Source organism: Rhodococcus kronopolitis, from assembly GCF_042654025.1.
GTDB classification, from domain to species: Bacteria; Actinomycetota; Actinomycetes; order Mycobacteriales; family Mycobacteriaceae; genus Rhodococcus_G; species Rhodococcus_G kronopolitis.
Genome location: NZ_JBHSFO010000005.1, coordinates 432,319 through 457,182, shown reverse-complemented (window position 1 = coordinate 457,182; position 24,864 = coordinate 432,319). Strand labels below are relative to the sequence as shown.

The 24,864-nt window shown below is 69.2% G+C and carries 21 protein-coding genes and 1 riboswitch; of the genes, 10 read left to right on the top strand and 11 right to left on the bottom strand.

The features are described from left to right. Positions 1-151: 151 nt before the first annotated feature. From garA to ACFO6S_RS13190, 7 genes are all read left to right on the top strand, one after another. Positions 152-637, top strand: a complete 486-nt coding sequence (gene garA / locus ACFO6S_RS13220) for a glycogen accumulation regulator GarA (RefSeq protein WP_378417611.1) — start codon at positions 152-154, stop codon at positions 635-637. Then, positions 637-1,374 (top strand): transcriptional regulator FtsR, encoded by a 738-nt coding sequence (gene ftsR / locus ACFO6S_RS13215; protein ID WP_378417609.1) that lies wholly within the window; start codon positions 637-639, stop codon positions 1,372-1,374. The genes garA and ftsR overlap by 1 nt, the downstream gene beginning before the upstream one ends. A gap of 114 nt (positions 1,375-1,488) precedes the next feature. Next, positions 1,489-1,962, top strand: a complete 474-nt coding sequence (locus ACFO6S_RS13210; RefSeq protein ID WP_378417607.1) for a bifunctional nuclease family protein — start codon at positions 1,489-1,491, stop codon at positions 1,960-1,962. Between the two features lie 336 nt (positions 1,963-2,298). After that, entirely contained in the window at positions 2,299-2,838 is a 540-nt protein-coding gene (locus ACFO6S_RS13205) for a MerR family transcriptional regulator (protein WP_378417693.1), read from the top strand. A 107-nt stretch (positions 2,839-2,945) separates the two neighbouring features. Next, positions 2,946-3,044: riboswitch (glycine riboswitch) on the top strand. A 176-nt stretch (positions 3,045-3,220) separates the two neighbouring features. Continuing rightward, positions 3,221-6,073, top strand: coding sequence for an aminomethyl-transferring glycine dehydrogenase (gene gcvP, locus ACFO6S_RS13200; RefSeq protein ID WP_378417605.1), 2,853 nt, complete (start codon positions 3,221-3,223; stop codon positions 6,071-6,073). Between the two features lie 197 nt (positions 6,074-6,270). Next, on the top strand, positions 6,271-6,444 hold the full coding sequence (locus ACFO6S_RS13195; RefSeq protein ID WP_378417603.1) for a hypothetical protein: 174 nt from the start codon (positions 6,271-6,273) through the stop codon (positions 6,442-6,444). A gap of 87 nt (positions 6,445-6,531) precedes the next feature. Next, positions 6,532-6,999 (top strand): DIP1984 family protein, encoded by a 468-nt coding sequence (locus ACFO6S_RS13190; RefSeq protein ID WP_378417601.1) that lies wholly within the window; start codon positions 6,532-6,534, stop codon positions 6,997-6,999. A 286-nt stretch (positions 7,000-7,285) separates the two neighbouring features. On the opposite strand, the gene ACFO6S_RS13185 is transcribed toward ACFO6S_RS13190, so the two are convergent. The 4 genes from ACFO6S_RS13185 to ACFO6S_RS13170 all read right to left on the bottom strand — a co-directional run bounded on the left by ACFO6S_RS13185 (position 7,286) and on the right by ACFO6S_RS13170 (position 13,795). Continuing rightward, positions 7,286-8,446: a metallophosphoesterase gene (locus ACFO6S_RS13185; protein ID WP_378417599.1), complete on the bottom strand. Its 1,161-nt coding sequence runs from the start codon at positions 8,444-8,446 to the stop codon at positions 7,286-7,288. A gap of 3 nt (positions 8,447-8,449) precedes the next feature. After that, entirely contained in the window at positions 8,450-10,231 is a 1,782-nt protein-coding gene (locus ACFO6S_RS13180; protein WP_378417597.1) for a substrate-binding domain-containing protein, read from the bottom strand. A 144-nt stretch (positions 10,232-10,375) separates the two neighbouring features. Then, entirely contained in the window at positions 10,376-12,559 is a 2,184-nt protein-coding gene (locus ACFO6S_RS13175; protein WP_378417595.1) for a malate synthase G, read from the bottom strand. 438 nt (positions 12,560-12,997) lie between these two features. Continuing rightward, complete coding sequence (locus ACFO6S_RS13170; RefSeq protein WP_378417593.1) at positions 12,998-13,795, bottom strand: class I SAM-dependent methyltransferase; 798 nt, start codon at positions 13,793-13,795, stop codon at positions 12,998-13,000. A gap of 341 nt (positions 13,796-14,136) precedes the next feature. On the opposite strand from ACFO6S_RS13170, the gene ACFO6S_RS13165 reads away from it, so the two are divergent. Next, positions 14,137-14,487, top strand: coding sequence for a hypothetical protein (locus tag ACFO6S_RS13165; protein ID WP_378417592.1), 351 nt, complete (start codon positions 14,137-14,139; stop codon positions 14,485-14,487). A 122-nt stretch (positions 14,488-14,609) separates the two neighbouring features. On the opposite strand, the gene ACFO6S_RS13160 is transcribed toward ACFO6S_RS13165, so the two are convergent. The 4 genes from ACFO6S_RS13160 to ACFO6S_RS13145 form a co-directional block, all read right to left on the bottom strand. Continuing rightward, on the bottom strand, positions 14,610-14,942 hold the full coding sequence (locus tag ACFO6S_RS13160) for a hypothetical protein (protein WP_378417590.1): 333 nt from the start codon (positions 14,940-14,942) through the stop codon (positions 14,610-14,612). Positions 14,943-15,010: 68 nt separating this feature from the next. Next, a complete protein-coding gene (locus tag ACFO6S_RS13155) occupies positions 15,011-16,144 on the bottom strand; it encodes a DUF222 domain-containing protein (protein WP_378417589.1) in 1,134 nt (377 codons plus the stop codon). 9 nt (positions 16,145-16,153) lie between these two features. Then, positions 16,154-17,278, bottom strand: coding sequence for a lycopene cyclase family protein (locus tag ACFO6S_RS13150; RefSeq protein ID WP_378417587.1), 1,125 nt, complete (start codon positions 17,276-17,278; stop codon positions 16,154-16,156). 26 nt (positions 17,279-17,304) lie between these two features. Next, a complete protein-coding gene (locus ACFO6S_RS13145) occupies positions 17,305-18,075 on the bottom strand; it encodes an SDR family oxidoreductase (RefSeq protein ID WP_378417585.1) in 771 nt (256 codons plus the stop codon). Positions 18,076-18,147: 72 nt separating this feature from the next. On the opposite strand from ACFO6S_RS13145, the gene ACFO6S_RS13140 reads away from it, so the two are divergent. Both ACFO6S_RS13140 and ACFO6S_RS13135 read left to right on the top strand, forming a co-directional pair. Next, positions 18,148-19,779, top strand: coding sequence for an ABC-F family ATP-binding cassette domain-containing protein (locus ACFO6S_RS13140; protein ID WP_378417583.1), 1,632 nt, complete (start codon positions 18,148-18,150; stop codon positions 19,777-19,779). Between the two features lie 78 nt (positions 19,780-19,857). Continuing rightward, positions 19,858-20,076, top strand: a complete 219-nt coding sequence (locus tag ACFO6S_RS13135; protein ID WP_378417581.1) for a helix-turn-helix domain-containing protein — start codon at positions 19,858-19,860, stop codon at positions 20,074-20,076. A gap of 51 nt (positions 20,077-20,127) precedes the next feature. Here ACFO6S_RS13135 and ACFO6S_RS13130 read toward each other — a convergent pair whose 3' ends face one another. Genes ACFO6S_RS13130 through ACFO6S_RS13120 form a run of 3 tightly spaced genes read right to left on the bottom strand, consistent with a single transcriptional unit; the run spans position 20,128 to position 24,821 of the window. After that, entirely contained in the window at positions 20,128-21,117 is a 990-nt protein-coding gene (locus tag ACFO6S_RS13130; RefSeq protein WP_378417580.1) for a hypothetical protein, read from the bottom strand. A 26-nt stretch (positions 21,118-21,143) separates the two neighbouring features. Continuing rightward, entirely contained in the window at positions 21,144-23,294 is a 2,151-nt protein-coding gene (locus tag ACFO6S_RS13125; protein WP_378417579.1) for a hypothetical protein, read from the bottom strand. Between the two features lie 9 nt (positions 23,295-23,303). Beyond that, complete coding sequence (locus ACFO6S_RS13120; protein WP_378417578.1) at positions 23,304-24,821, bottom strand: competence protein CoiA family protein; 1,518 nt, start codon at positions 24,819-24,821, stop codon at positions 23,304-23,306. Between the last annotated feature and the right edge of the window lie 43 nt (positions 24,822-24,864).

The window sequence follows — 24,864 nt, the reverse complement described above, 5'->3', positions numbered from 1 at the left end:
CCGGCGTCTGTCTACGCGGAGGGCCCGCCGCAGGGTACGGTCGAAGTCAACGCCTTCGCCGTGTCGGGGTGCAGGTCCGCAGCTTCAATGTGATTGTGGTTATAGATTTGTCCGAGAGCTCTCGGATCGGTCGGACTGAGGAGGAGAAACGGTGAGCGAGAACGACAACGACGGGGTTCTTGGGGAATCGCCCGCTGAAACCACATCGGTTTTCCGGGCCGATTTCCTCAGCGAACTGGACGGTACGGCGACGGCCACTCCCGCAGCCGAGGCGCCGGTCTCCGGTGTGGAGGGCCTGCCCGTCGGTTCCGCGCTGCTCGTCGTCAAGCGGGGCCCCAACGCGGGTTCGCGATTCCTGCTCGACCAGCCGACCACCTCGGCCGGTCGGCACCCGGACAGCGACATCTTTCTCGACGACGTCACGGTCAGCCGTCGGCACGCCGAGTTCCGTCAGGACGAGAACGACTTCCAGGTTGTCGACGTGGGCAGCCTCAACGGCACCTACGTCAACCGGGAGCCTGTCGACAGCGCCACGCTCGCCAACGGCGACGAGGTGCAGATCGGCAAGTTCCGCCTGGTGTTCCTGACCGGTCCCCGTGGCGCGTCCGGCGACCTGGCTGCGGGTTCGGCCGGCTGATGACCGCAGTCCGGCAGCGGGCACAGGGTGGGATGTCGATTGGCACCGTCCTGGACCGGCTGCGCCCCGACTTCCCGGACATCACCATCTCGAAGATTCGATTCCTCGAGGCGGAGGGGCTGATCAGCCCGGAGCGCACCCCGTCCGGGTACCGGCGGTTCTCCGTGGCGGACAGCGAGCGGCTCAGGTACGTCCTCACCGCGCAGCGGGACCAGTACCTGCCGCTGAAGGTCATCAAGGAGCAGCTCGAGGCGATCGACAGCGGAGCGGCTGCAGTGGGGTCCACGGAGACCCCACTGCGGCGGCCGCGGATCCTGTCCATCGCCCCCGGCGAGGTCTCGCCGGAGGAGTTCCGTCCGGACCGCGAGGTGCGGATCAGCCGCACAGACCTGCTGGCCCGCACCGGGACGGACGAGGTGTTCCTCACGGAGCTGATCCGGGCGGGTCTGGTGGTGCCCGGTGCCGCCGGATTCTTCGACGAGGAGGCGGTCACGCTGGCGCGCACCGCCAAGGCGATGTCCGCCTTCGGTCTCGAGGTGCGGCACCTGCGGGCGTTCAAGCTGGCCGCGGACCGGGAGGCCGGGCTGGTCGCCCAGATCGCCGGACCGGTGGCGAAGGGCCGTGACGCGGGCGCGCGGGATCGGGCCGAGGAGATGGTTCGCGAGTTGGCCGCACTGTCATTGACGCTGCACACCTGCCTGGTCAAGACGGCGGTGCGCGGCGCGCTGGACCGCTGACCTACCTGTCTGGTGCGACCCGCAGCGAAATTCGAACGTACCGCGGTCTCGGAATAGAATCGTCGGTACCGCCTCTGGTGCGGCGCATGTCAGAGCAGACGGGAGGCAGGCACGATGAGCGAGATGCGTGTGGTCGGGATTCGTGTCGAGCAGCCGCAGAATCAACCCGTGCTGCTGCTGCGGGAGGCTGACGGCGACCGGTACCTCCCGATCTGGATCGGCCAGACGGAGGCCGCCGCGATCGCCCTCGAACAGCAGGGGGTGGAGCCGGCTCGCCCGCTCACCCATGACCTCATCGCCACCCTGATCGGGGCGCTCGGCCACACGCTGCGCGAGGTGCGAATCGTGGACCTGCAGGAGGGCACCTTCTACGCGGACCTGGTGTTCGAGGAGAACCTGCGCGTCTCGGCGCGGCCCTCGGACTCCGTGGCGATCGCGTTGCGGGCCGGGGTGCCGATCTTCGCGGAGGAGTCGGTGCTGGCCGAAGCGGGTCTGGTGATGCCCGACGAGCGCGAGGACGAGGTCGAGAAGTTCAAGGAGTTTCTCGAATCGGTGTCCCCGGACGACTTCAAAGCCACCGACACATAACAAAGTTGACCAAGCTGTGATGTGAATCACCTGCAAAGTTGGTGGGTTTGTGACACCGGTGTCGGGCGAGTTGCGTTGACTGCAGGTGTACGGCGCCCTACCGTGTGGTTAGGTAAATTCCAACGATGTGATTCGGTTCAGGGCGTACCCTGATCATGGATCCGCCCGTGTGGGATACGTCCGTGCGAGAGAGGGCAGTCAGTGGTAGATCAGCCGCAGGAGCCTTGGCGCGACGTCGCATCGTCCCCGGATGTCCGGGACGAATCGGCAGGCGCGGTTTCCCCGAATGGCGACACCGCCCAGCACGACGCCGCACCGAACTTCGACGTCGAGGACATGCAACCGGGCCTGTTCCCGGACGACTCGATACCCGACGACCTGGTGGGCTACCGAGTTCCCATCGCCTGTCAGATCGCCGGCATCAGCTACCGCCAGCTCGACTACTGGGCGCGCACCTCGCTGGTGGTGCCCTCGATCCGTGGCGCCGCCGGGTCGGGCAGTCAGCGGCTGTACTCGTTCAAGGACATCCTGGTCCTCAAGATCGTCAAGCGGTTGCTGAACACCGGAATCTCGCTGCAGAACATTCGGGTCGCGGTGGATCACCTGCGCAAGCGCGGCGTCGGCGACCTCGCGAAGATCACGCTGTTCTCGGACGGCACCACCGTCTACGAGTGCACCTCCGCGGAGGAGGTCGTGGACCTGCTGCAGGGCGGTCAGGGCGTGTTCGGCATCGCCGTCAGTGGCGCGATGCGCGAGCTGACCGGTGCGATCGCGGACTTCCCGGCCGAGCGGGCCGACGGCGGCGAGAGCGAGCCGAGTCCCGAGGACGAGCTGGCGTCGCGGCGCAAGGACCGGGCAAACCGCAAGATCGGCTGATTGGCACCGGGGTCGGGGGTGCCGCGAGGTCCGTGGCGGTATCCGTCGACCGTGCCGACCCGCGCGGTGCGACCGCACGAATTCGTAGCCTAGAATTGCGGGTGCGTCGCCGTCGCGCGGGAGAGTTCCGGGGTTCACCGCCCCGGGCACCGAAGGAGCAGCACCTCCCCGTCAATCTCTCAGGTACCAGGGACCGCGCGGGCATCGACGCCTCTGGAAAGCGGTGGGAGCACCCACCCGCCCACGGGGAAAGGGGCCGAGGATTCTCTCGGTCCCGAATCTCTCAGGCGCTCGTCTCGACGAGCAGGCGACAGAGGGGGAGGGGCGCACCGCACGACTGCGGCGCGTGTCCTGTGGATCCTTCACCTGCGCGGGAGTTGCCTTGTCAGACGCCAGAAGTCACTTCGTCGACCGTCACATCGGACCCGACACCACCGAGCTAACTCGGATCCTCGATGTCATCGGGGTTGCGAGTCTGGACGAGATGGCCGGCAAGGCTGTCCCCGCAGTCATCCTGGACGAGGTCACCGACGGGATCGGTGCCGGCCTGGACGTGCTGCCCGCCCCGCTCTCGGAGCACGAGGCGCTCGCCGAGCTGGCGCGTCGCGCCGGCCGCAACACCGTCGCCACCTCCATGATCGGCCTCGGCTACTACGACACCCTCACGCCGCCGGTGCTGGTGCGGAACCTGATCGAGAACCCGGCCTGGTACACCGCCTACACGCCGTACCAGCCCGAGATCAGCCAGGGACGCCTCGAGGCGCTGCTCAACTTCCAGACCATGGTCTCCGACCTGACCGGCATGGAGGTCTCCAACTCGTCGATGCTCGACGAGGCCACCGCCGCCGCCGAGGCGATGACGCTGCTGCGCCGCGCGAGCAAGAGTCGCTCGCCGCGGTTCGTGGTCGACCACGACCTGTTCCCGCAGACCCGCGCCGTGATCGAGACCCGGGCCACCCCGCTGGGCATCGAGCTCGTCGCGGCGGACCTCACCCAGGGGCTGCCCGAGGGCGAGTTCTTCGGCGTCCTGGCCCAGCTGCCGGGCGCGTCCGGTCGGGTCGTCGACCACGGTGACCTGATCGCCGCCGCCCACGAGCGTGGCGCGCTGGTCGCGGTCGGCGCCGACCTGCTGGCCCTGACTCTGCTGACCCCGCCCGGCGAGCAGGGTGCGGACGCCTGCTTCGGCACCACCCAGCGCTTCGGTGTGCCGATGGGTTTCGGCGGCCCGCACGCCGGGTACCTGGCGGTGCACGCCAAGCACGCCCGTCAGCTGCCCGGTCGCCTCGTCGGCATCTCCGTCGACGCGGACGGGGACCGGGCCTACCGCCTGGCGCTGCAGACCCGTGAGCAGCACATCCGTCGAGAGAAGGCGACCTCCAACATCTGCACCGCTCAGGTGCTGCTCGCGGTGGTCGCGGCGATGTACGCCAGCTATCACGGCGCGGACGGACTCCGGGCCATCGCCCGCCGGGTCAACGGCCACGCCGTCGCACTCGCCGCCGGGCTGCGCGCCGCAGGCGTCGAGGTGGTGCACGCGGAGTTCTTCGACACCGTGCTGGCCCGGGTGCCGGGCCGCGCCGCGACCGTCGTCGAGGCGGCGAAGGCGTGGAACGTCAACCTGCGGCTCGTCGACGCCGACCATGTCGGCATCGCCTGCGACGAGGCCACCACCGAGGCGCACCTCGAGTCGGTCCTCGCGGCGTTCGGCATGGGCGAGGTGGTGATCGGTCCCGACGGCACCGGTGAGTCGCTGCCGGCCTCGCTCGCGCGGACCTCGGCGTTCCTGGCCCACCCGGCCTTCGTCGAGCACCGCACCGAGACCGCGATGATGCGCTACCTGCGCCGGCTCTCGGACAAGGACATCGCGCTGGACCGCAGCATGATCCCGCTCGGGTCCTGCACGATGAAGCTCAACGCGGCCGCCGAGATGGAGGCCATCACCTGGCCCGAGTTCACCAAGCTGCACCCGTTCGGGCCCACCGAGGACGCCGAGGGTCTGCTGGAGATCATCACCGACCTGGAGGGCTGGCTGGCGGCGATCACCGGTTACGACGCGGTGAGCCTGCAGCCGAACGCCGGCAGCCAGGGCGAGTACGCCGGCCTGCTGGCGATCCGCAACTACCACCTCTCCCGCGGTGACGACCACCGCGACACCTGCCTGATCCCGTCCAGCGCACACGGCACCAACGCGGCCTCCGCGGTGATGGCCGGCATGCGCGTCGAGGTGGTCGCCTGCCGGCCGAACGGTGACGTCGACGTCGACGACCTGCGCGCGAAGATCGCCGACCACGCCGAGCGGCTGGCCGCCATCATGATCACCTACCCGTCCACGCACGGGGTGTACGAGCACGAGGTCGCCGAGATCTGCGCGGCCGTGCACGACGCCGGCGGCCAGGTGTACGTGGACGGCGCGAATCTGAACGCACTGGTCGGGTTGGCCCGGCCGGGGCGCTTCGGCGGCGACGTCAGCCACCTGAACCTGCACAAGACGTTCTGCATCCCGCACGGCGGCGGCGGCCCGGGCGTCGGTCCGGTCGCGGTGGGCGCGCACCTCGCGCAGTTCCTGCCCGGTCACCCGCTGGCACCCGGACTCGGTGGCGGCGGGGCGGTCTCGGCGGCGCCCTACGGCAGCGCGTCGATCCTGCCGATCACCTGGGCGTACATCCGGATGATGGGAGCGCAGGGACTGCGGCAGGCCTCGCTGACGGCGATCGCCTCCGCGAACTACATCGCCCGGCGCCTCGACGAGCACTTCCCGGTGCTCTACACCGGGGAGAACGGGATGGTCGCGCACGAGTGCATCCTCGACCTGCGCCCGCTCACCAAGGACACCGGCGTCACCGTCGACGACGTCGCAAAGCGGTTGGCGGACTACGGTTTCCATGCCCCGACCATGAGCTTCCCGGTGGCGGGCACGCTGATGATCGAGCCCACCGAGAGCGAGAACCTCGCGGAGATCGACCGGTTCTGCGACGCGATGATCGCCATCCGCGGTGAGATCTCCCGGGTCGGTGCGGGCGAGTGGCCGGTGGAGGACAACCCGCTGCGTGGGGCCCCGCACACCGCGGCCTGCCTGGTCGGCGACTGGGACCACCCGTACTCGCGTGAGCTCGCGGTCTTCCCCGCGGGCAAGCACGCGCCGAAGATCTGGCCGCCGGTGCGGCGGATCGACGGCGCGCACGGCGACCGGAACCTGGTGTGCTCGTGCCCGCCGATCGAGGCGTTCGCCGACTAGCGCCCTCGAAACTCCCGAATGCCACGGCGACTGCCCCTGCGGGCGGTCGCTGTGGCATTTGTGTACCAGGGTGCGGCGGCGTGTCGCGGCGGCAACTCGTGAGCGAGCCGAACGGTCATTGTGTACAACGTCATGCCAGGAGGACGATTGCGGATGGTGGCCGAAGGCCGCCGTCGTCTAGCCCAAAGGTGCAGACCATGAAGTCCATCATCGCAAGAGCCGTCGCCGCCACCGCCGTCGTTGTCGCGCTCGGCGCGGTCACCGCCCCGATCGCCTCCGCCGAGCCCGGCCGTCCACTCGGGAACGGGTCGCTGAACATCTGCTTCTCGGTCCCGCTGCCGGGCTCCGCGGATCTCGTCTGGTGCCTCTGAGTCTCCTAGGTTGAGGGTTCCGGCCCGCTCGGCCGTTGCGCGTGTTCGATGCCGGCACCGGCCGGATGCCGCTCTACGATGGGCGGCATGAGACTGGCCGAGGGACTGGCGCTGCGTGGTGACGTCACCAAGCGGGTGACGCAGCTGCGGGCGCGGATCGTGGCCAATGCGCGCCACCAGGAGGGCGAACAGCCGGCCGAGGACGCCGTCGCGCTGCTCGCCGAGCTCGATCTCGCACTCGACGAACTCGAGTCGCTGATCCGCCGTGTCAACCGCACCAACTCGCGGGCGGCGCTGGGCTCGGGCACGGTCACCGACGCGCTGGCCCGACGCGACGTGCTGCGTATCCGGCACGGCGCGATCACCGCCGCGGCCGACGCCGCGTCGGGTCGCGACGAGCACGGCTACGGCCGGCAGCTGCGCTCCGAGCTCGCGTTCGTCGCCGCGGTGCCGGTCGCGCAGCTGCGTACCACCGCGGACCAGGTCGCCAGGGAGATCCGTGAGGTGGACCTGGCGGTCCAGCGGGTCAACTGGGAGGTGGACCTGCTCGACTGACCAATGGAGTGGACTGGGCAGCCGAGAGGTCGGAGCGGGTAGCCGGCCGGGGAGGCGAGCACACACCGTGGCCGGCGGTCATTCCGGCCGTCAGAGAGGCGTGGAGGGCAGCGCCGCCGGGAGCGAAACCCGGCAACAGGGCAGCCCGGCACCGCGCACATCTGACCGTGCACCGCGCACACCTCATCACCACGTGCTGATCCCCGTCCGGTGAGGGCGGGTTCGGGGCACCCTTTCTTTCGGCAGGAATTCACGGCACTGCCCGACTGTCCGACAGTCCGACAGGTCAGGCCTGGACCAGTTCGATGACGGTGATCTCGGGCGGCGCCCCGACGCGCACCGGCGGACCCCAGGCGCCGGTGCCCATGCTCGTGTACAGCACCGTCCCGCCGATCCGGTCCAGGCCCGTCACCGACGGCTGCTGCAACGGCACCAGGTAGCCGAGCGGCCACATCTGGCCGCCGTGGGTGTGTCCCGACAGCTGCAGGTCCACGCCGAGGTCGTCGGCCTCGATCGCCTGCTTGGGCTCGTGCGCGAGCAGCAGCACGAAGCGGTCCGGGTCGCGTCCGGCCAGCGCCGCCCCCAGGTCGGGCTCGAAGGGCGCAGGCGAGGTCGCGTCGTGGATGCCGGCCAGGTCGATGACCGCGTCGCCCCGGCGCAGCTCGACGCGGGCGTTGCGCAGCGTGTGGATGCCCAGGCGGTCCCACAGGTCCAGCCAGCGGCCACCGTCGCCCGCGTAGAACTCGTGGTTGCCGCTCACCCCGTACACCCCGAGCGAGGCCGTCAGTTCGGCGAGCGGCGCCAGGTCCGCGCCGACCATCGCGACCGTCCCGTCGACGAGATCACCGCCGAACAGGATCAGGTCCGGTCGCTCCGCGGCCACCGCTGCGGCCACCTTGCCGGTGAAGCCGACCCCGCGCGCCGGTCCGACATGCAGGTCCGTCACCAGTGCGATCCGGGTACCGGCGAACTCGGCGGGCAGCCGGCGCAGCGGAACCCGGACCCGGCGGATCCGGGGCGTGGCCGCGGCGGCGACCCCGAACCCGACGGCCGCGAAGGAAGCCAGCACCACCGCCGCAGTCGCGCCGCGCAGCACCCGACGTCGGGACTGGTCGGTCTCGTGCGGGGCGACCCGGCGCCGACCGAACGGCGAGGTGGTCACCAGCCGGGCCACCCCCGCACCGGCGGCGACGAGCAGCAGGCCGAGTGCCAGGTACAGCAGCACGGCGAGCCACACCCAGCCGACCCACCCCGGGACCCTGGCCCAGGCCGGGTCGAAGACCTCACCGCTGCCGAGTCCGACCAGGGCGAACAGCCATGCCACGACCAGCGCCGCGCCGGTCGCGCGGGTACCGCGCGGGCCGAGCCCCAGCGACCGGGTCAGGCGCCGGTGCAGCAGCCAACTGACGAGCGCCAGGAAGGCGCCGAACAGGAGAATTCGGATCATGTTCTAGGACAGCAGCTTTCCGATGGACTGGCCCAGTTCCGGTCCGTCGGAGGTGGCGACGGGGATCAGGGTGCCGCCGGTCTGCTGCGCCAACTGCTCGAGCGTCGCGGTGTCGGAGTTCGGGCCGATGGTGACCACGTCGATCCGCACCGGCCGATCCGGATCCGCGGCAGCGGCCACCGCGGACAGCATCTGCCGCGCGCTCGTCGAGGTGTCGTCGTTGGGTCCGTCGGTGATCAGGAGAAGCGAGTTGGGCCGGTCGGAGGCGTAGCCGTTCACCGCCGCCCGGTACGCCGCCTCGACGGAGGCGTAGGTGGAGGTGGCGGTCGCCGGGGTGAGCGAACCGAGCGCGGTCTCGAGGGCCTGCCGCCGGGCGACGCCTGCGACCGGTCCGGTGAGCGGCCCGGTCGGGACCAGCACGCGGTACGGCTTGGTGCCGTCCAGTCCGCGGGAGTAGGTCCACAGGCCGACGTCCGAACCGTCGGGCGTGGCCGTGATCTGCGCGGCCAGCGTCGTCGCGGTGTTGTGCAGACGGGTGTCGCTGCCCTCGGTCGCGGACATCGAGCCCGAGACGTCGAGAAGCACTGTCGTGCTGCGCGCCTCGACGGGATGGGCCACCACGTCGGTCAGCGCGGCGGACACCGCGCCGCTGCTCGGCGCGAGTGCGGTGGTGACCGGGGCGAACGGCACCGCGGCGTCGGCGCCGGCGCGCTCGGAGTCGCCGGCCCGGAATCCCTGGTCGTGCAGCGTCTGCGCCTGTTCCGGCTGAAGCAGGAAGTCCGCGAACTGGGCGGCCGCCCGGCTGCGGGTCTCGTCGACCCAGCCCGCGGCGAGGACCGCGGCCGGGTGGTCGGCGACCGGGGTGGCGCCGGTCGGCGTGAAGGTCGCCAGCGCGGCGTCGGTCCGGTTCGCGCGATAGACCTGCTGCTCGGTGGCCGGCACCGCGTGCAGGGTGCCCGCGGCCTGATCCGTCTGTGCGGCAAGGGCGGTCAACGCGTCGGCGGTGTTGGCCGGGGGACCGCCGGCGAGGAAGGCGGAGCCGATCCCGAGCTGGGAGAGCGCGGTGACGACGGGGCCGGACGCCGCCTGCTCGGCGGTGACCGGTCCCGCGCCTGCGCCGGAGACCGCGGCGGCGACGGCCTCCGCGGCCAGGGCGGTCGGCTCGGACTGGGGGCCGGTCGGGAGCGCGAGGCGCAGCGAGCCCCAGCCGGGCAGCCCGGAGGCGGTGAGCGACTGGGGGTCGGACTGCAGCCCGGCCAGGTCCTGCCAGCCGGTCCGGCGCTGGGTGAGCTGGGCGGCGAGCAGCGGCGGCGCGGCGAGCACGACGGGGGAGGACGCGATGGACTTCGGCTGCCCGCTGACCAGGCCGGGGTGGTCAGCGAGCCGGTTCACCGTCTGCGAGCTCTGCGGGATCCACAGTGCCGGAGCGGGACCCGGCCCGGACCAGTGCGCGGGATCGCCGGTGGCCAGCGAGTCGGCGACGGCGGTGCCCGGTGCGGGCGTCACCGTCACGCTGATGCAGTGGTCGCGGACCACCGGTGCGGTGTCGTTGTAGCGGCGTGCGAGTTCGCCGAGCGGGATGGCGATGTCCGGGTCGGCGGAGACGTCGAGGACGGCGTCGCCCTCGACGCAGGTCTGGGCCGCCGCGGTGCCCTGCTCGGAGATGCGGTCGCGCAGCTTCATCCAGCCGAACACGGCGAGGACCACCAGGACCAGTGCGACACCGGCGATGACCGGTCCCTTGCTGACACCCCTGGCGCCCTCGTCCCCGCGATGCTGCCCCACGTGCCCTCGTCTCCGTCCGCCCCGCGCGGACTCGTCGGTCGTTGATCGGCCGGACGCCAGTCTACGGACGCGTCCTGCCTGCAGACCGACGATGCCGCCGCCCCGGGGTCGGGACGGCGGCATCGGCCGTGGTGTCGGTGCGGGTCAGGCGTTGGCGGCCTTGTACTCCCGTCGACGGCGGTGCAGGATCGGCTCGGTGTAGCCGCTCGGCTGCGTGCCGCCCTCGAGGATCAGCTCCTTGGCCGCCTGGAAGGCGATGTTGGAGTCGAAGTTCGGCGCCATCGGACGGTAGTCGGCGTCGCCCGCGTTCTGGCGGTCCACCACCGGGGCCATCCGCTCGAGCGCCTCGACCACCTCGGCCTCGGTGACGATGCCGTGGCGAATCCAGTTGGCGAGCAGCTGGCTGGAGATGCGCAGGGTCGCGCGGTCCTCCATCAGCGCGACGTCGTGGATGTCCGGCACCTTCGAGCAGCCGACGCCGGCGTCGATCCAGCGCACCACGTAGCCGAGGATCGACTGGCAGTTGTTGTCGAGTTCCTCGCGCTTCTCGGCGTCCGACCAGTCGGTGGACGGGGCGAGCGGGATGGTGAGGATGTCGTCGACGGTGCAGCGGGGCTTGCCCTTGAGCTGATCCTGCACCGCGAAGACGTCCACCTCGTGGTAGTGCGTCGCGTGCAGGGTGGCGCCGGTGGGCGAGGGCACCCATGCGGTGTTCGCGCCGGCCTTGGGCTGGCCGATCTTCTGCTCGATCATGTCGGCCATCAGGTCGGTCATCGCCCACATGCCCTTGCCGATCTGCGCCTTGCCCTGCAGTCCGTCGGCCAGGCCGGTGTCGACGTTCCAGTCCTCGTAGGCCGAGATCCAGCGCTGCTTCTTCATCTCGCCCTTGCGGACCACGGCGCCGGCCTCCATCGAGGTGTGGATCTCGTCGCCGGTGCGGTCCAGGAAGCCGGTGTTGATGAAGACGACCCGCTCGCTGGCCTCCTTGATGCACGCGGACAGGTTGACCGTGGTGCGGCGCTCCTCGTCCATGATGCCGACCTTGAGCGTGTTCGCGGGCAGGCCGAGGACCTGCTCGACGCGGCCGAAGAGCTCCGCGGTGAACGCGACCTCCTCGGGACCGTGCTGCTTGGGCTTGACGATGTAGATCGAGCCGGTGCGGCTGTTGGCCAGCGGGCCGTTGCCGTCGCCGGTGGACAGGCCGTGCACCGCGCACGCGCTGGTGACGAGGGCGTCGAGGATGCCCTCGGGGACCTCGTTGCCGTCGGCGTCGAGGATTGCCGGATTGGTCATCAGGTGGCCGACGTTACGCACGAACAGCAGCGAGCGGCCGTGCAGGGACAGCTCGGAGCCGTCCGGCGCGGTGTAGGTGCGGTTGCCGTTCAGGGTGCGGGTGAAGGACTTGCCGCCCTTGTTGATCTCCTCGGCCAGGTCGCCGCGGTTCAGTCCCAGCCAGTTGCGGTAGCCGACGACCTTGTCGTCGGCGTCGACGGCGGCGACGGAGTCCTCGAAGTCCATGATCGTGGTCAGCGCGGACTCGAGCACGACGTCCTTGACGCCGGCCGGGTCGGTCGAGCCGATCGGGGAGGCGGCGTCGATCTGGATCTCGGCGTGCAGGCCGTGGTTGCGCAGCAGCACCGAGGTGGGCGCGTCCTTCTCGCCGAGGTAGCCGACGAACTTCTCCGGCTGCGCGAGTCCGGTGACGGTGCCGTCGGCCAGCTCGACCTTCAGCTCGGTGCCGTCGATCCAGTAGCGGGTGGAGTCGGCGTGCGAGCCGGCGGCCAGCGGGGCCGCGGTGTCGAGGAACTGGCGTGCCCAGGCGATGACCTTGTCGCCGCGAACCTTGTTGTAGCCCTTCCCCTTCTCGGCGCCGTCGGCCTCGGAGATCACGTCGGTGCCGTACAGCGCGTCGTAGAGCGAACCCCAGCGGGCGTTCGACGCGTTGAGCGCGAAGCGGGCGTTGAGGATCGGGACGACCAGCTGCGGGCCTGCGGTGGCGGCGATCTCGGCGTCCACGTTCGCGGTGGTGATCTCGAACGGGGCCGGGGTGGGCAGCAGGTAGCCGATCTCCTCCAGGAAGGCCTTGTGCTCGGCGGCGTCGAGGGGCTGGCCGGCCCGCTCACGGTGCCAGCCGTCGATCTGCGCCTGCAGCTCGTCGCGCTTGGCGAGCAGTGCCTTGTTCTTCGGGGCAAGGTCCTCGACGACCTTGACCGCGCCCGACCAGAAGGTGTCGGCGTCTACACCGGTGCCCGGCAGGGCCTCGTTGTTGACGAAGTCGTAGAGAACCTTGGCGACCTGAAGTCCACCGACCTGAACGCGCTCAGTCATGAAATTCCTCGCTCTTTCTAAGGGAAAGCATGCAGACAAGCCACATGTTACTCGCTGGTAATCCTCTTACTGATTGTCCAGGTGCGAGAGGGGGCGCACATACATCGCGGCAGCTCCGGCGCAGAGGTGCGGCACGGGAGGCGAGTGTGGACAGTCGCGGGCGTAGTCGGCCCGGTCGCCGCGGAATCGAGCGACATGGTTGGTGAACCAGGTCGGGTCGACGCACCCGCCGATGTCCAGGTCGGTGGTGTCCTGGTCACGGGTCTGTCGCGGCGGACCAAACCTAGCAGCCGTGCATCTGCGGCGACGAGGGAGCGCGGTGACTCACCCACGGTGCCCGAGTGAAGACACTTCGGAGACCGGTGTCCGGCGCTGAGACGGTGCTGGGATCCTGCCGCATCTGTGCGCTGGCGCAAGCACGGAGCTCCGAGCGACCGGTTAGTCGGGTGTCTTGACTGCCGAGGCGAGAAGGTAGTCGAGCGGAAGGCCGAGACCGTTGCCGACGTGCTCTGCCCGTTGCTCGACGAATCGGAACAGATCCTGATGCAGATCGTCCCAGCGATCATCCGCGATCAGCCTGTCCTGTTCGCACACGATGTGGCCCGCCGTGCGAATCAGAAAGTCGGTTGCGTCGCCAGCGGAGGAAAAGAGCGGGGTGATCCGCCCGGGCGCATTCGCGGTGACCTGCAGGTGATGCGGTTCGAGCAGGGCGGCGAGTGCAACGGAGTCACCCCAGCGGCTGGGCGGACCGCTGCCTGCCGGCGGTGGCGGCAGGTACTCGCTCAGAATCTGTCCCATCGCCGGCATCAGGCTTCCCGGAACCCACGACGCGAGCACGACCCTGGCGCCGGGGGCGGCGACCCTCGCGAGTTCCCGCGCTGCGATCGCATGATCGGCCGCATACATCACGCCGAAGACGGAGAGTACGACATCGGCCGAGCGATCGGGGAGGGGTAGGGCGTCGAGATCAGCACACAACCATTCGACTTCGATTCCCGCGTTTCGGGTCCGCTCCGCAGCGAGCCGCAGCAGTGCCGGTTCGAAGTCGACGCCGACTACCTTGCCGCCGCGCTCGGCGGCCAACAGCGCTGCGTTCCCTGTGCCGGTGGCAACGTCGACCACCCGATCGCCCGGCGCGACCGCCGCCGCCTCGACAGCGGCCAGCGCCGCAGGCCGGAGGTATCGGGCCATCAGGGGGTAGTCGCCGACACCCCACGTGGTCTCCGGATTCCTCAATGTTCGTCTCCTCGGATCGGAGACGCCCTTGATCGTGTCGTCCGAAGTCGAGCGTGGCGGACCAAGTCCGTCGCAGCGCCTCTCGCCTTCGCGATGGTCAGCGTAGCCAAGCGCCGCACCGCCGGACGGCGCGAAGGTCGCCGACGAATTTCGACCTCGTGACGATCCGCGCAGGCGGTCCTGTGTCCGCGCCGTCACTCCCGACTGTCCGAGGGGGCGGCGGAATCCATCTCGGGGGGTCGGTCAGTGCACCCCAGGGTTCCTTCAGCGCGGGCCCGGATCCGGGCAGAGTTCTCCCTGTCACCGAAACACTCCACCCGACATCCCCAGGAGAAACCCACATGATCAACGCCCGTCGCACCGCCGCCGCCATTGCCTTCGTCGCCCTGCCGATCCTGGGCGTCTTCGGCGCCGCGGCCGCCAACGCCGAGCCGATCGGCCCGAACGGCCCCACCGGCTCGTGCCCGGTGGTGAACACGGACGATCAGGGCAACGAGACGGTGATCAACCACAAGCCCGGCGATGTCAGCCACGGCCTGGTGTGTGGCGCCGACGGCGAGTGGCACCTTCCGGCGAAGGCGGGATCGAACACCGGACCCGGGCGGGTCGAGACCCAGCCCGAGCTGTCCCAGGACGAGTCGACCAGTGGTCCCACGAAGATCCAGTCTCGTCCCGGACTCGCCCGCGCATGACGGACGTCGTGTCCTGACCCCGGCACAGCCGGCCGGATCCCGTCCCCACGAGCGTCCTTCGCTCGTGGGGACGCGGCATGGACCCGGTGAGTCCGTCGCCGGCTCTGCTGCGCGGGTGGCGGTCACGGGACGTCGCCGTCCGTCTGGTTCCCGCCACCGCCCTCGCGGCGGCCACCGTGCGCCGGTTCCGGGTGCCGGTGTCGCGTTGCACACCTGTGCGCGTGGGCCCGGGCGAGCAGCTCGGCGGGGTGGTGGCGGTGGTTGACCCGTGGTCGTTGCTCGGGGTCGATGTGCGGCGGCGCGATCCATTCGACGCGGCTGGGGTGCTCGGCGTCGGCGGGCGCGATGCGGGTCCGCCAACCGCCGGGGCCGTCGTGGATCAGTGCGTGGCAGGCATCGCAGGCGAATCCGAGTTCGTCGATGTTCGTCTGCCCGAGCTTGACCCAGTCCGTCACATGGTGAACCGCGGACATGGTCGCGGGGGCGTCGCAGCCCGGTCGGGTGCAGCCGATGTCGGTGCCGATCAGCGCCAGCCGCCGATCAGCGCCAGCCGCTGGTCGGCGTTGGCGAGACGTTCGGTGCGGTAGAGGTGCAGAGGCTGCCCGTTTCGGTCGAAGAGCAGCAGGACCGGGTGCGATCGGGCGGCGAGGTTCAGCGCGTCGCGGATAGGGACCAACCCGCCGGAGGCAGTGGTGGCCACGCCGGTCTCGCGCTCGAGCTGATCGATGCCCAACGTGAGAATCGTCGCGGCCGGCAGCCCCCGGTGAGTGCCGAGAACCCGTGAGTCCTGCAAGGCGCGCAGGGCCGCCTTGAGTGCGTCGTGGTTGCGCTGGGCGGCGGTGCGGGTGTCGCGGGACGCGGCCTGCGCCATCGCCGCTCGGTCGGCGTGCGGCGCTTCGGGATCCCCGTGCGGCGAGCTGGGATCGTCGGGATTGTTCATTCCCGGTCGTGCCCACTTCGCCAGGAGCGGTTCGATCAGGGCCCGGGCCTCGGGGTCGAGGAGTCCGGCGATCGGCGTCATGAGGTCGGCGTCCTGCCTGCCGACGGTGAGGCCGCGCATCCGGGCGCGGTCCTTCTCGTCGGTGAGGCTGCCGTCGGGGTTGAGGCGGGCGAGGACCGCGATTCCGGCCCTTCGCACGTCCTCCGGGGTGGCGGATCGGGCGAGTTCGGCGAGCACTTCCTCGGCGACCTCGACGTCAGCGGCGGGGACGGTGCGGGGGATCTTGCGGATCACGTGCCGGACCGCCTCGACGTGGTCGGATCCGATGGCGCCGTCGCGTTGCGCCGAGGCCGTGGCGGGGAGGTCCGCCGGGAGTGCCTGGCCGGCGAGGGTGTGCCAGGTGCCGACCGTGCGGGCTGCGGTGACCCGACGGGCGGCGTCGCCGACCGAGATCCGCAGCGTCTGGATGAGGTAGTTGTTCACCGAACTGCAGCCGTTGCGGCCGGGGAGTCCACGTTCGACGGATTCGACGACCAGTCGGTGCCCGATCGCGGCGGCCCGGCGGAGTGCGAGTTCGAGCCGCCTCATGGTGTCGGTGACCTCGGCGTCCGGCAGCGACGTCAGGGTGGCGTCGAGCAGTCCGACGACGGCGTCGTCGAGCTCGGTCAGGTGGTGTTGCACCTGGCCGGGGCCGCCATCGCCGATATTCGAATGCATGTGCTAATTCTACGACGACCCACCGACAGGTGGATTGCGGTTCCGATCCGGCAGCGCGGCGCCGGCGAGCGTGCGCCGAATCGGGTTCGGGGCGTTGCGGAACACCGCCCACATGGCGGAGCTCACCTCCGCCGGCCGGTCACGATCCGACAGGTACGCGCGCTGCAGGTGCCCGGGCAGCGCGAAGAAGGCGTCGAAGAACTCCGGCACCGCGTCCGGGTCGAGTCGGAGCAGCGCGCGCAGGCCGACCCCGCGCAGCATCCGCACCGCCCGGACGGGCAACGGCGACAACGCCCTTCCCGGATCCCGGCCGGTCACGACGGCGTCGACCAGTACGTCGGCGGCCCGCAGCGACGCGGCCACGCTGTAGCCGGTGCCCGGATGCACCAGGCCGCCCCGCGAGCCGAATCGGGTCGGCGCGGTGCCTGGGTGCGGCGCCTGCACCGGGAACCGGACCCGCTCGCGCTCCGCGTCGGCAGGGATCTCGACGCCGCGAGCCCGCAGTCGGGCCTCGAGGCGGCCCCGCAGCACCGCGAGCGACAGGCCGGGCCGGCCCACCAGGCAGGTCTCCTCGAGCAGCACCCGGCCGGGGCCGACCGGCACCGCGTACAGGAACGACGGCGCGGCGCCGGTCTCGGCGCCGTTGTCCCGTCGCCAGTCCATGAACCAGGCGTCGCCCTCGCCGAGGGCAGGCGCCGCGACCGCCGCGTCGACGATCACCCCGTACGCGGTCTGCTCGGCCAGCGTGGGATCCGGGCGCACGCCGCGGGCGTCGATCACCCGGCCGGCCCGGACCTCGCCGCCGCCCCGGAGCATCACCGCGTGCTCGGTCAGCGACTCGGCCGTGCCGGACAGCACCCGCACCCCGCCGAGGTCGAGGCCGCGGCGCAGCGCGTCGTTGTCGAGCACGCCGTACGGTCGGTCCAGGGTGAGCTCCCGGGTCGTGAAGACCCGCGGCCGCTCGACGCGGGCGGCGACCACGCCGCCGCCGAGCCAGCCGGGAAGCTCGTCCAGCCAGGCCGCGTACGTGGGTGTCCAGGGCCGGTCCGGGTGCGGATCGACCGCGACCACGTCCAGCCCGGTGGCCGCGGCCCGGTGCGCCAGCGCCCGGCCGGCCGGACCGAGGCCGACCACCACGAGATCGGCGCGGGTCGCCGCGGCTACAGCGAACCCGTCGCCAGCAGCCCGCCGTCCACCCGGACGGTCTCGCCGGTGATCCACGCGGCCGCATCGGAAACCAGGAACCCGACCAACGCGGCCACGTCCTCGGGGCTGCCGAGCCGCTTCATCGGGTAGATCGCCGACGCCTGGTCCTCGCCGCCTGCGACCAGCGCCTCGGCGAACTTGGTCTTGACCACGCCGGGCGCGACGGCGTTGACCCGGATCGACGGCCCGAGCTGCCACGCCAGCTCCTCGGTGAGCCGGATCAGGGCCGCTTTCGAGGCGCCGTACGCGGCGATCACACCGGTCGACCGCAGGCCCGCGACGCTCGCGACGTTCACCACGGCGCCGCCGTGCTCGCCCATCCACGCCCGGTGGGCCTGCTGGACGTAGCCGAGCGTGGCGACCACGTTGACGTCGAAGATCTTGCGGACGCCGTCGAGGTCCGCCTCCATCAGCGAGCCGTAGACCGGGTTGATGCCGGTGTTGTTGACGAGGATGTCCAGCGACCCGAGTTCGGCGACGGTGCGGGTGACGGCTTCCGCGCGGGCGTCGGCGTCTCCGGCGTTCCCGGCGATCGGCAGCACCACCGCGCCCTCGCAGCCGGCCCGCAGCTCACGGGCCGCCTCCTCGAGCGGCTCCGGCTTGCGAGCGGTGATCGCCACCTTCGCCCCGCGGGCCAGGAACTCGGCGGCAATGGCCTTGCCGATACCGCGGCTCGCGCCCGTCACCAGCGCCGTTCGCCCTGTCAGGTCCCTGATTTCGCTCATGCGTCTGCACGTTAGCGGAGTCACTGCGACGGTGGCGGGAGGCGGCCGTAAACTCCGGTAAACTCGGCAGGCGTGATTACCGCCACCGACCTCGAAGTTCGTGCCGGTGTGCGGACCCTCCTCTCCGCGCCCGGCCCCGCCCTGCGCGTCCAGTCCGGCGACCGTATCGGTCTCGTCGGCCGCAACGGCGCAGGCAAGACCACCACCCTGCGCATCCTCGCCGGCGAGGGCGAGCCGTATGCCGGTGAGGTCATCCGCACCGGAGACCTCGGCTACCTGCCGCAGGACCCCAAGGAGGGCGACCTCAACGTCCTCGCCAAGGACCGGGTGCTCTCGGCCCGCGGCCTCGACGCGTTGCTCCGCGACATGGACAAGCAGCAGACCCTGATGGCCGAGCTCGTGGACCCGGTCGAGCTGGACAAGGCCGTCCGCAAGTACGGGCAGCTCGAGGACCGCTTCTCGTCCCTCGGCGGCTACGTCGCCGAGAGCGAGGCGGCCCGGATCTGCAACAGCCTCGGGCTGGCGGACCGCATCCTGGGGCAGCCGCTGCGCACCCTCTCCGGTGGTCAGCGCCGCCGCGTGGAGCTCGCCCGGATCCTGTTCGCGGCGTCGGACGGCAGCGGCGGGCGCTCGGACACGGTCCTGTTGCTCGACGAGCCCACCAACCACCTCGACGCCGACTCGATCACCTGGCTGCGCGGGTTCCTGCAGAACCACGACGGCGGACTGATCGTGATCAGCCACGACGTGGAACTGCTCGGCGACGTGGTCAACCGGGTGTGGTTCCTCGACGCCGTGCGCGCCGAGGCCGACGTCTACAACATGAGCTGGAAGAAGTACCTCGACGCCCGCGCCACCGACGAACAGCGTCGACGCCGCGAGCGCGCCAACGCCGAGAAGAAGGCAGGCGCGCTGCGCGTGCAGGCCGCCAAGCTCGGCGCCAAGGCCACCAAGGCCACCGCCGCCCAGAACATGGCCAAGCGTGCCGACAAGCTGATGGCCGCGCTCGACGACGTCCGTGTCTCCGACAAGGTCGCGCACATCCGTTTCCCGGAGCCCGCCACCTGTGGCAAGACGCCGCTGATGGCCGAGAACCTCACCAAGATGTACGGCTCGCTGGAGATCTTCGCCGGCGTCGACCTGGCCATCGACCGCGGCAGCCGGGTGGTGGTGCTCGGACTCAACGGCGCGGGCAAGACCACGCTGCTGCGCATCCTGGCCGGGACCGAGAAGCCCAACACCGGTCAGCTGGTGCCCGGTCACGGACTCAAGGTCGGCTACTTCGCCCAGGAGCACGACACCCTCGACGACGACGCGTCGGTGTGGGAGAACATCCGGCACGCCGCCCCGGACACCGGGGAGCAGGAGCTGCGTTCGCTGCTCGGCGCGTTCATGTTCACCGGACCGCAGCTCGAGCAGCCGGCCGGCACCCTGTCCGGCGGTGAGAAGACCCGTCTTGCGCTGGCCGGGCTGGTGTCCTCCGCGGCGAACGTGCTGCTGCTGGACGAGCCGACGAACAACCTGGACCCGATCTCCCGCGAGCAGGTGCTCGACGCGCTGCGCAGCTACAAGGGCGCGGTCGTACTGGTCACCCACGACCCGGGCGCGGCCGAGGCGCTCAACCCGGAGCGGGTCATCCTGCTGCCCGACGGCCAGGAGGACCACTGGTCGCAGGAGTACCTGGAGCTCATCCAGCTCGCCTGAGCGATTGCCGCGACGAGCGCGGTGTGGGTAGCCTGGTTGTTGCTGACCGCACTCGCGCTCGCTCGCTGGAGGTCGTCGATGTCCGAACCCGCGCCGCTCCGTAAGGGCATCCGCATCTCCGGTGGGAGCCGGGACGCACTGAGCCGCGAGCTCAGGGACCGGTATCTCCGCGGGGCCAGCATCCGCAGCCTCGCCGAGGCCACCGGCCGCTCGTACGGTTTCATCCGCACCGTCCTGACCGAGTCCGGGGTGGCGTTGCGCGGACGGGGCGGGCCGAATCGACACCGGATGGCGTGACTCGCCACCTGCTCGTTGGCTGTGTTGGCTTTCTCGGGTGTTCGACGCTCGTCAGTTGTTGGCACGGATGTCGATGCCGAGATTCGAAAGGAGTCGATGAACCGTGGATTTGTGGCGAGGGACGTTCCACCCATTACTGTCCGGCATGGCACCGAGGGCGAGGAGCATTCGGGTCTCGGCATGTGGGAGTGGATTCGGCGAGTGTAAGCGGGTCGTCGAACCGGATTCCAGCCAGAGCGTCGTGGATGGGCTGTCCAGCGACTGATCAATTCCGTACATCAACCTTCTGGCGTCGCGAGGGTCGCAGTTTCGAACGCTCACGGCCCGTCCGGAGTCGAGATCGACCACAGCATGATCCGTCCAGCGTCCGTAGACACTCCTGCGTGCAAGACGGGGGCCAGTCGTCTCCGGGACATCGGTGGTCCACCGACGGCGCTGTGGCGCAGACGGCTCGGAATTTTCCGGAGCGTAGATTTGGGTCAAGGAGTCGCTCGGGTCGAAGTCCGAGCGTGTCGTTGCTTGGTCGAGCACTTCACGGGTCCACGTGGCCAATGACTGTCGGGGTACACGAGCCCACTCCTCGAGGCCGACGACGGGGAGCCGAAGTCGATCTGCAGTCGTTCGGTCGACTGTGGTGCGGGTCGGTCCGAATGCTGCAATCGATCCACGGGAATCCAAGTAGCGGAGCGGGATTCCGCTGACGAGGAGGAGTTCGTCGGAATCATCGAGTCGCACGATTGAGCCGATGACCGAAAGCCAGCGGCCCCGTCCGAGTGGCGCAAGGTCACCGACCGCAGCCAGCATGTCCAGTCGCCCGCGGAGATCTCGGCGGAGGGTTTGTTCGTCCGTCGATCCATGAACTGCCGCAATGTGTGCTCCCATCGCCCGGTCGAGGAGGGCGCGAGTCGAAATGGGTACCTGCCCACGTGTCGACGCCCAAGCGATCGTGCGCAGAACTTCGTAGGAGACCACATCATCGGGCGCGTCCTGGTCGAGTTCCAGCACAAGTCGGACCTGTCGTGCAGCCTCGTCCTCGTCCAAGCGCCCAATCCGTAGGGGATCGACGGTCATGCGAATCGGTGGTGCAGGCGGCGGGCCAGCCGGTGCAGTCGAGGCAGCTCGTCCCGCGACAGTCCGGGCAAGCACACGGCCACGGCGTGCACTGCCTCCACAAGCTCGGTCTCCGACAACGACGTTGCCAACGCCGGGACGATTACACATTCGATGATTGCGATCGCAACTTCGTCAGCTGAATCGAGCCTGTCGAGTGCGGTGCCGAATCGGCGTGCCACACCGAGGACGCCGTCATCGATCGGCCAGTAGCCGGCAAGGGTCGACTGGATGCTGTCGACCAGCACCGCGACGTGAGTCGGCACAGGGGTGGGACACGACAGGTCGAGCAGGACTTCGGGTTCGAGCGCTGGAGTCCCGAGGTATGAGGGAAATGGAACGTCGATCGAGACACAGAATCCCCAGACGTCGGGGCTCAACGGCGCAGTCGTCGCACCTGCTGCGGCTGTGGCCGCGAGAATGAGGTCGTGGTGTGGGACAAAGCGGTCGGTTCCTGCGATTCGCTGGGCAGCGGCCGGCACCTCGATTGCGCGGTCACGTGCCTGTAGCCATGGCATCAGATACGACTCGGTCGGCGCGCGGTTGAAGGTGTCGAGCACCAGTAGTCCGGGGCCGTTTGCGCGCACGGATCTGTCGGCGGCTTGCAGCTGGTCGCTGTGCAGGCGTGGGACGGAGAAGTCGGCTGCGTGCACACCGAGCATGTCGACTGGGTGCAGAAAGTCGTGCGTGATGGGCAGCGTCGTAATCCGGTTTCCACGTGCCGCGACGGCATATGCGGCCAGGGCAGCGGGCCCTCCGTTGCCTGTAGCCACTGGGAGTAGTCGTGATTGCAGCGCTGCGTGGATACGACGAAGCGCGGTCGCCTCGATTCCCGTTGTATCGCTGGCTAGTGCAAAGACCCGCTTGACGTCCTCAGTGCACTTAGCTGCCGGGTACGACGTGTTGTCGGGGAAGGGCGACTGGGTCACGTTGGTGGGTGCAGTGTGCGAGGTGGTGACGTTGCCGGCGCCGAGGGCTCGCATGATCACAGACTCTCCGAGGAGGTCGCTCGCATCCACGACGAGACCAGCGATTCGCGCGGCAACCGAGGATTCGAGCGACGCGAGCTCGCGCGCAACGGTCGCATCGGTTTCCTTGGCCACGCGTCGAGACTCGGACACAGTGGCTGTGAGTTCGGCGTACTCGTCTCGCAGGGCAGAGTTGGTGTCGCGCAGCGCCTTGAGTTCCGCTCGCTCAGTGGACATTTCAGTTTCGAGTCCGGCCCTTGCGGAGGCAAGGGCATCCTCTCTGGCCAGTGTCTGTGCGGTTTCGATGCTGTCGGCAATGCGTGGGTGATTCAGCAGGAGAGACGTAAGGTTTGCGGCGCTGTCCTGAACGGCAGCGCTGTTCTCGCAGATGGCTAGGGCGCGCTCGACGCGGTGAAAGTCGATGACTCGTTCAGTTCGATTCTCGCTTTCGATAAGTTCGGCGGCCGCCTGGCTCAGCAGATTCTTGGTACCGAGGAACTTTGGTACGTCGGATCCAGACCTCCTGGCAATCTCGACCGCGTGCTTGAGCGCGGTCCTGAGGATCTCGTTGTCGGGACGGCAGTCCAGGTGATCCATGAAGGGTGTTCGTGGGGCGCAGTAGGTTTTGGAGCCCACTTCAAAGATGGACTCTTCTCGCTCTCGGAAGGGCACTCGTTCCATGCGGATTCTATCCGCCGGAACCAGGTAGCGGTCATCTTCGATACGGGTCTCGAAAGGGCCGAGGATGATGTCGTCGTGGCATAGCACGTACACGCTTGTGCCGGCGCGGACCTCGGCAGTTACCGGGAACGACAGATTGGTGACGTGGTGGATCGCCTCTGCGTAGGCAAGGTGCTGGAATTTCAGGGCAGGTGCGAGGAATTCCGGCTTGTGGACCACGAATGCGTCGTCTTTTCCCGGCTGGTTTTCGCCGAGCTCGAAGATGACCGCTGAGTCCTTTGGCATGTCGAAAGGGTTCCACCAGAAGACTGTTCCTCTATGTGGATAGTCCAAGGCGTCGGCATAGACCCAGCCGTCGGCCGAGTCGTTGTAGACCGGTCGTACGCCCGCGATCCTGCTGGTCCGGTCGCCAATCCAGTCGACGGCTCCGACTACCCGTGTTCCCTGAGTTACTGTCACGCGCACATGCTACGGACGCCGATACTGGCCCGCTGCACCACGTCCGGTCTGCGAAGACAGCCAGTGCGTGCGGTGCTCGGTACCGCTCCGTCCCACGGATAGTTCATAGGCAGTCGCCCAGCCTGGCTTTGCTCGGCGACGCCGGACGACCTCGGGGTGAGGCTCGGAGAACCTAATACGCACGAATCCAAGGTTGCCCGCATCAACTTCCAATTCCTGGGCCGAGCTGGAGTGCTCGTTCAGCCATCGCGTAGCTGCTGATGCCTTCAGGTCGCGGGCGGTTTGGGTACCGGCGGTCGCGGTCAGAGTGCGAACGGTGAATCGAAGGTCCGGAACCGTTGACTCGACCACAACCGACTCCGGACGGGAGATAGCCGTGATCGTGGTGAATGGCGAGATCGTCTGATCTGAGAATTCGACTGACCATTGCGTATTCAGTGGGGTGGGTCGTATGTCGAGGTCGGCCGCGACCTCGTATGTGGTCGTGTCACCCACCTTGTCGGTCCGGATGCGGACCGGTCCGGGAGATCTTGCGGTGATTGCGCGGAGTCGCTGCTCCATCGCGCGGTTCGTGCGGGGCAGGTTGGAGCCGCGCACCTCGCCGGCAGATTCGGCGACGAGAAATTCTGCTCCTGCTGCCGGTAGCGCGACAGTCGGTTCATTCATGAGAAACAGAGGAGCACCGTCATCGGTGTATGAGATCGGCGGCGACAGCAACTGGGTGCGACTCTGCCTTGGAGCGGCGACGATGCCGAAGCGGGTTAGCCATCGAGCTGCTGACGGCGATTCCATGATCGGTAGGTCCACCACCCACGCAAGCCAGGTCGCCTCGGGCGTGCGGACGGGTTCCAGTGGAAGCGGATTCATTTGCTGTGGTGGTGTCGATCCTTTTGAGCCGACCACAATGATGCGATGGCCCCAATGCACTGGCATCGAAGGGTCGTAGCGGCGAAATGAGCCGCCTCGGTACTGGACAAAGACGATTCCTACCGACGGGATGCCGGGGAGGACCCGCTGCCAGCGTGCACGATCGACAGAACTCGGCCACTGGCCTGTCGGGTTCACCCGAGTCTCGTGTGGGGAAGGTTCAACGGTGACGAGATTGCGTGCAGAACCGGGCCAGAGTTGGTCCAGGGAGAATACCTGGGGAGCCTTCCCGTGCCGACGCATTTCGATCTCGTTGAGTAGCAGAAGGGATGCGGCAGTGCCGCGACTCTCCTGAAATGGGATCTCGTCCAGTTCTACGAACATTTGCCAGCGAGATCGCTTGAGATCGAGGAAGAGATACTCGGTAGCTCCGCGGCTCAGTAGACCAGTGAAGGAAGACGTCAGCCGGCCATGACTTGGGTGGTAATCCTCGCAGTCGATGCTGACACCACTCGACTTGTGCGCGAAATGTGGTGTCCGTGATGTGCCTGCGCGGGGGAATGACTCACCGAGGCAGCAGGGGCAGCGGTAGAAGCGGCCTCGGTGGGCCTGCGCAGCGCCTACCAACAGACCGGAGGCCCAGTCGATCGCAGTGAACACGTCGGGTTGCAGTCCTATTCATCGGATGGCGTGTGGGGTGCAA

Coding starts and splice junctions, on each gene's coding strand:
- ACFO6S_RS13205 (WP_378417693.1), top strand. CDS start 2,299: ATGCAACCGGGCCTGTTCCCGGACGACTCGATACCCGACGACCTGGTG.
- ftsR (WP_378417609.1), top strand. CDS start 637: ATGACCGCAGTCCGGCAGCGGGCACAGGGTGGGATGTCGATTGGCACC.
- ACFO6S_RS13135 (WP_378417581.1), top strand. CDS start 19,858: ATGTCCGAACCCGCGCCGCTCCGTAAGGGCATCCGCATCTCCGGTGGG.
- ACFO6S_RS13190 (WP_378417601.1), top strand. CDS start 6,532: ATGAGACTGGCCGAGGGACTGGCGCTGCGTGGTGACGTCACCAAGCGG.
- ACFO6S_RS13185 (WP_378417599.1), bottom strand. CDS start 8,446: ATGATCCGAATTCTCCTGTTCGGCGCCTTCCTGGCGCTCGTCAGTTGG.
- ACFO6S_RS13195 (WP_378417603.1), top strand. CDS start 6,271: ATGAAGTCCATCATCGCAAGAGCCGTCGCCGCCACCGCCGTCGTTGTC.
- ACFO6S_RS13145 (WP_378417585.1), bottom strand. CDS start 18,075: ATGAGCGAAATCAGGGACCTGACAGGGCGAACGGCGCTGGTGACGGGC.
- ACFO6S_RS13165 (WP_378417592.1), top strand. CDS start 14,137: ATGATCAACGCCCGTCGCACCGCCGCCGCCATTGCCTTCGTCGCCCTG.
- ACFO6S_RS13175 (WP_378417595.1), bottom strand. CDS start 12,559: ATGACTGAGCGCGTTCAGGTCGGTGGACTTCAGGTCGCCAAGGTTCTC.
- ACFO6S_RS13155 (WP_378417589.1), bottom strand. CDS start 16,144: ATGCATTCGAATATCGGCGATGGCGGCCCCGGCCAGGTGCAACACCAC.
- ACFO6S_RS13210 (WP_378417607.1), top strand. CDS start 1,489: ATGAGCGAGATGCGTGTGGTCGGGATTCGTGTCGAGCAGCCGCAGAAT.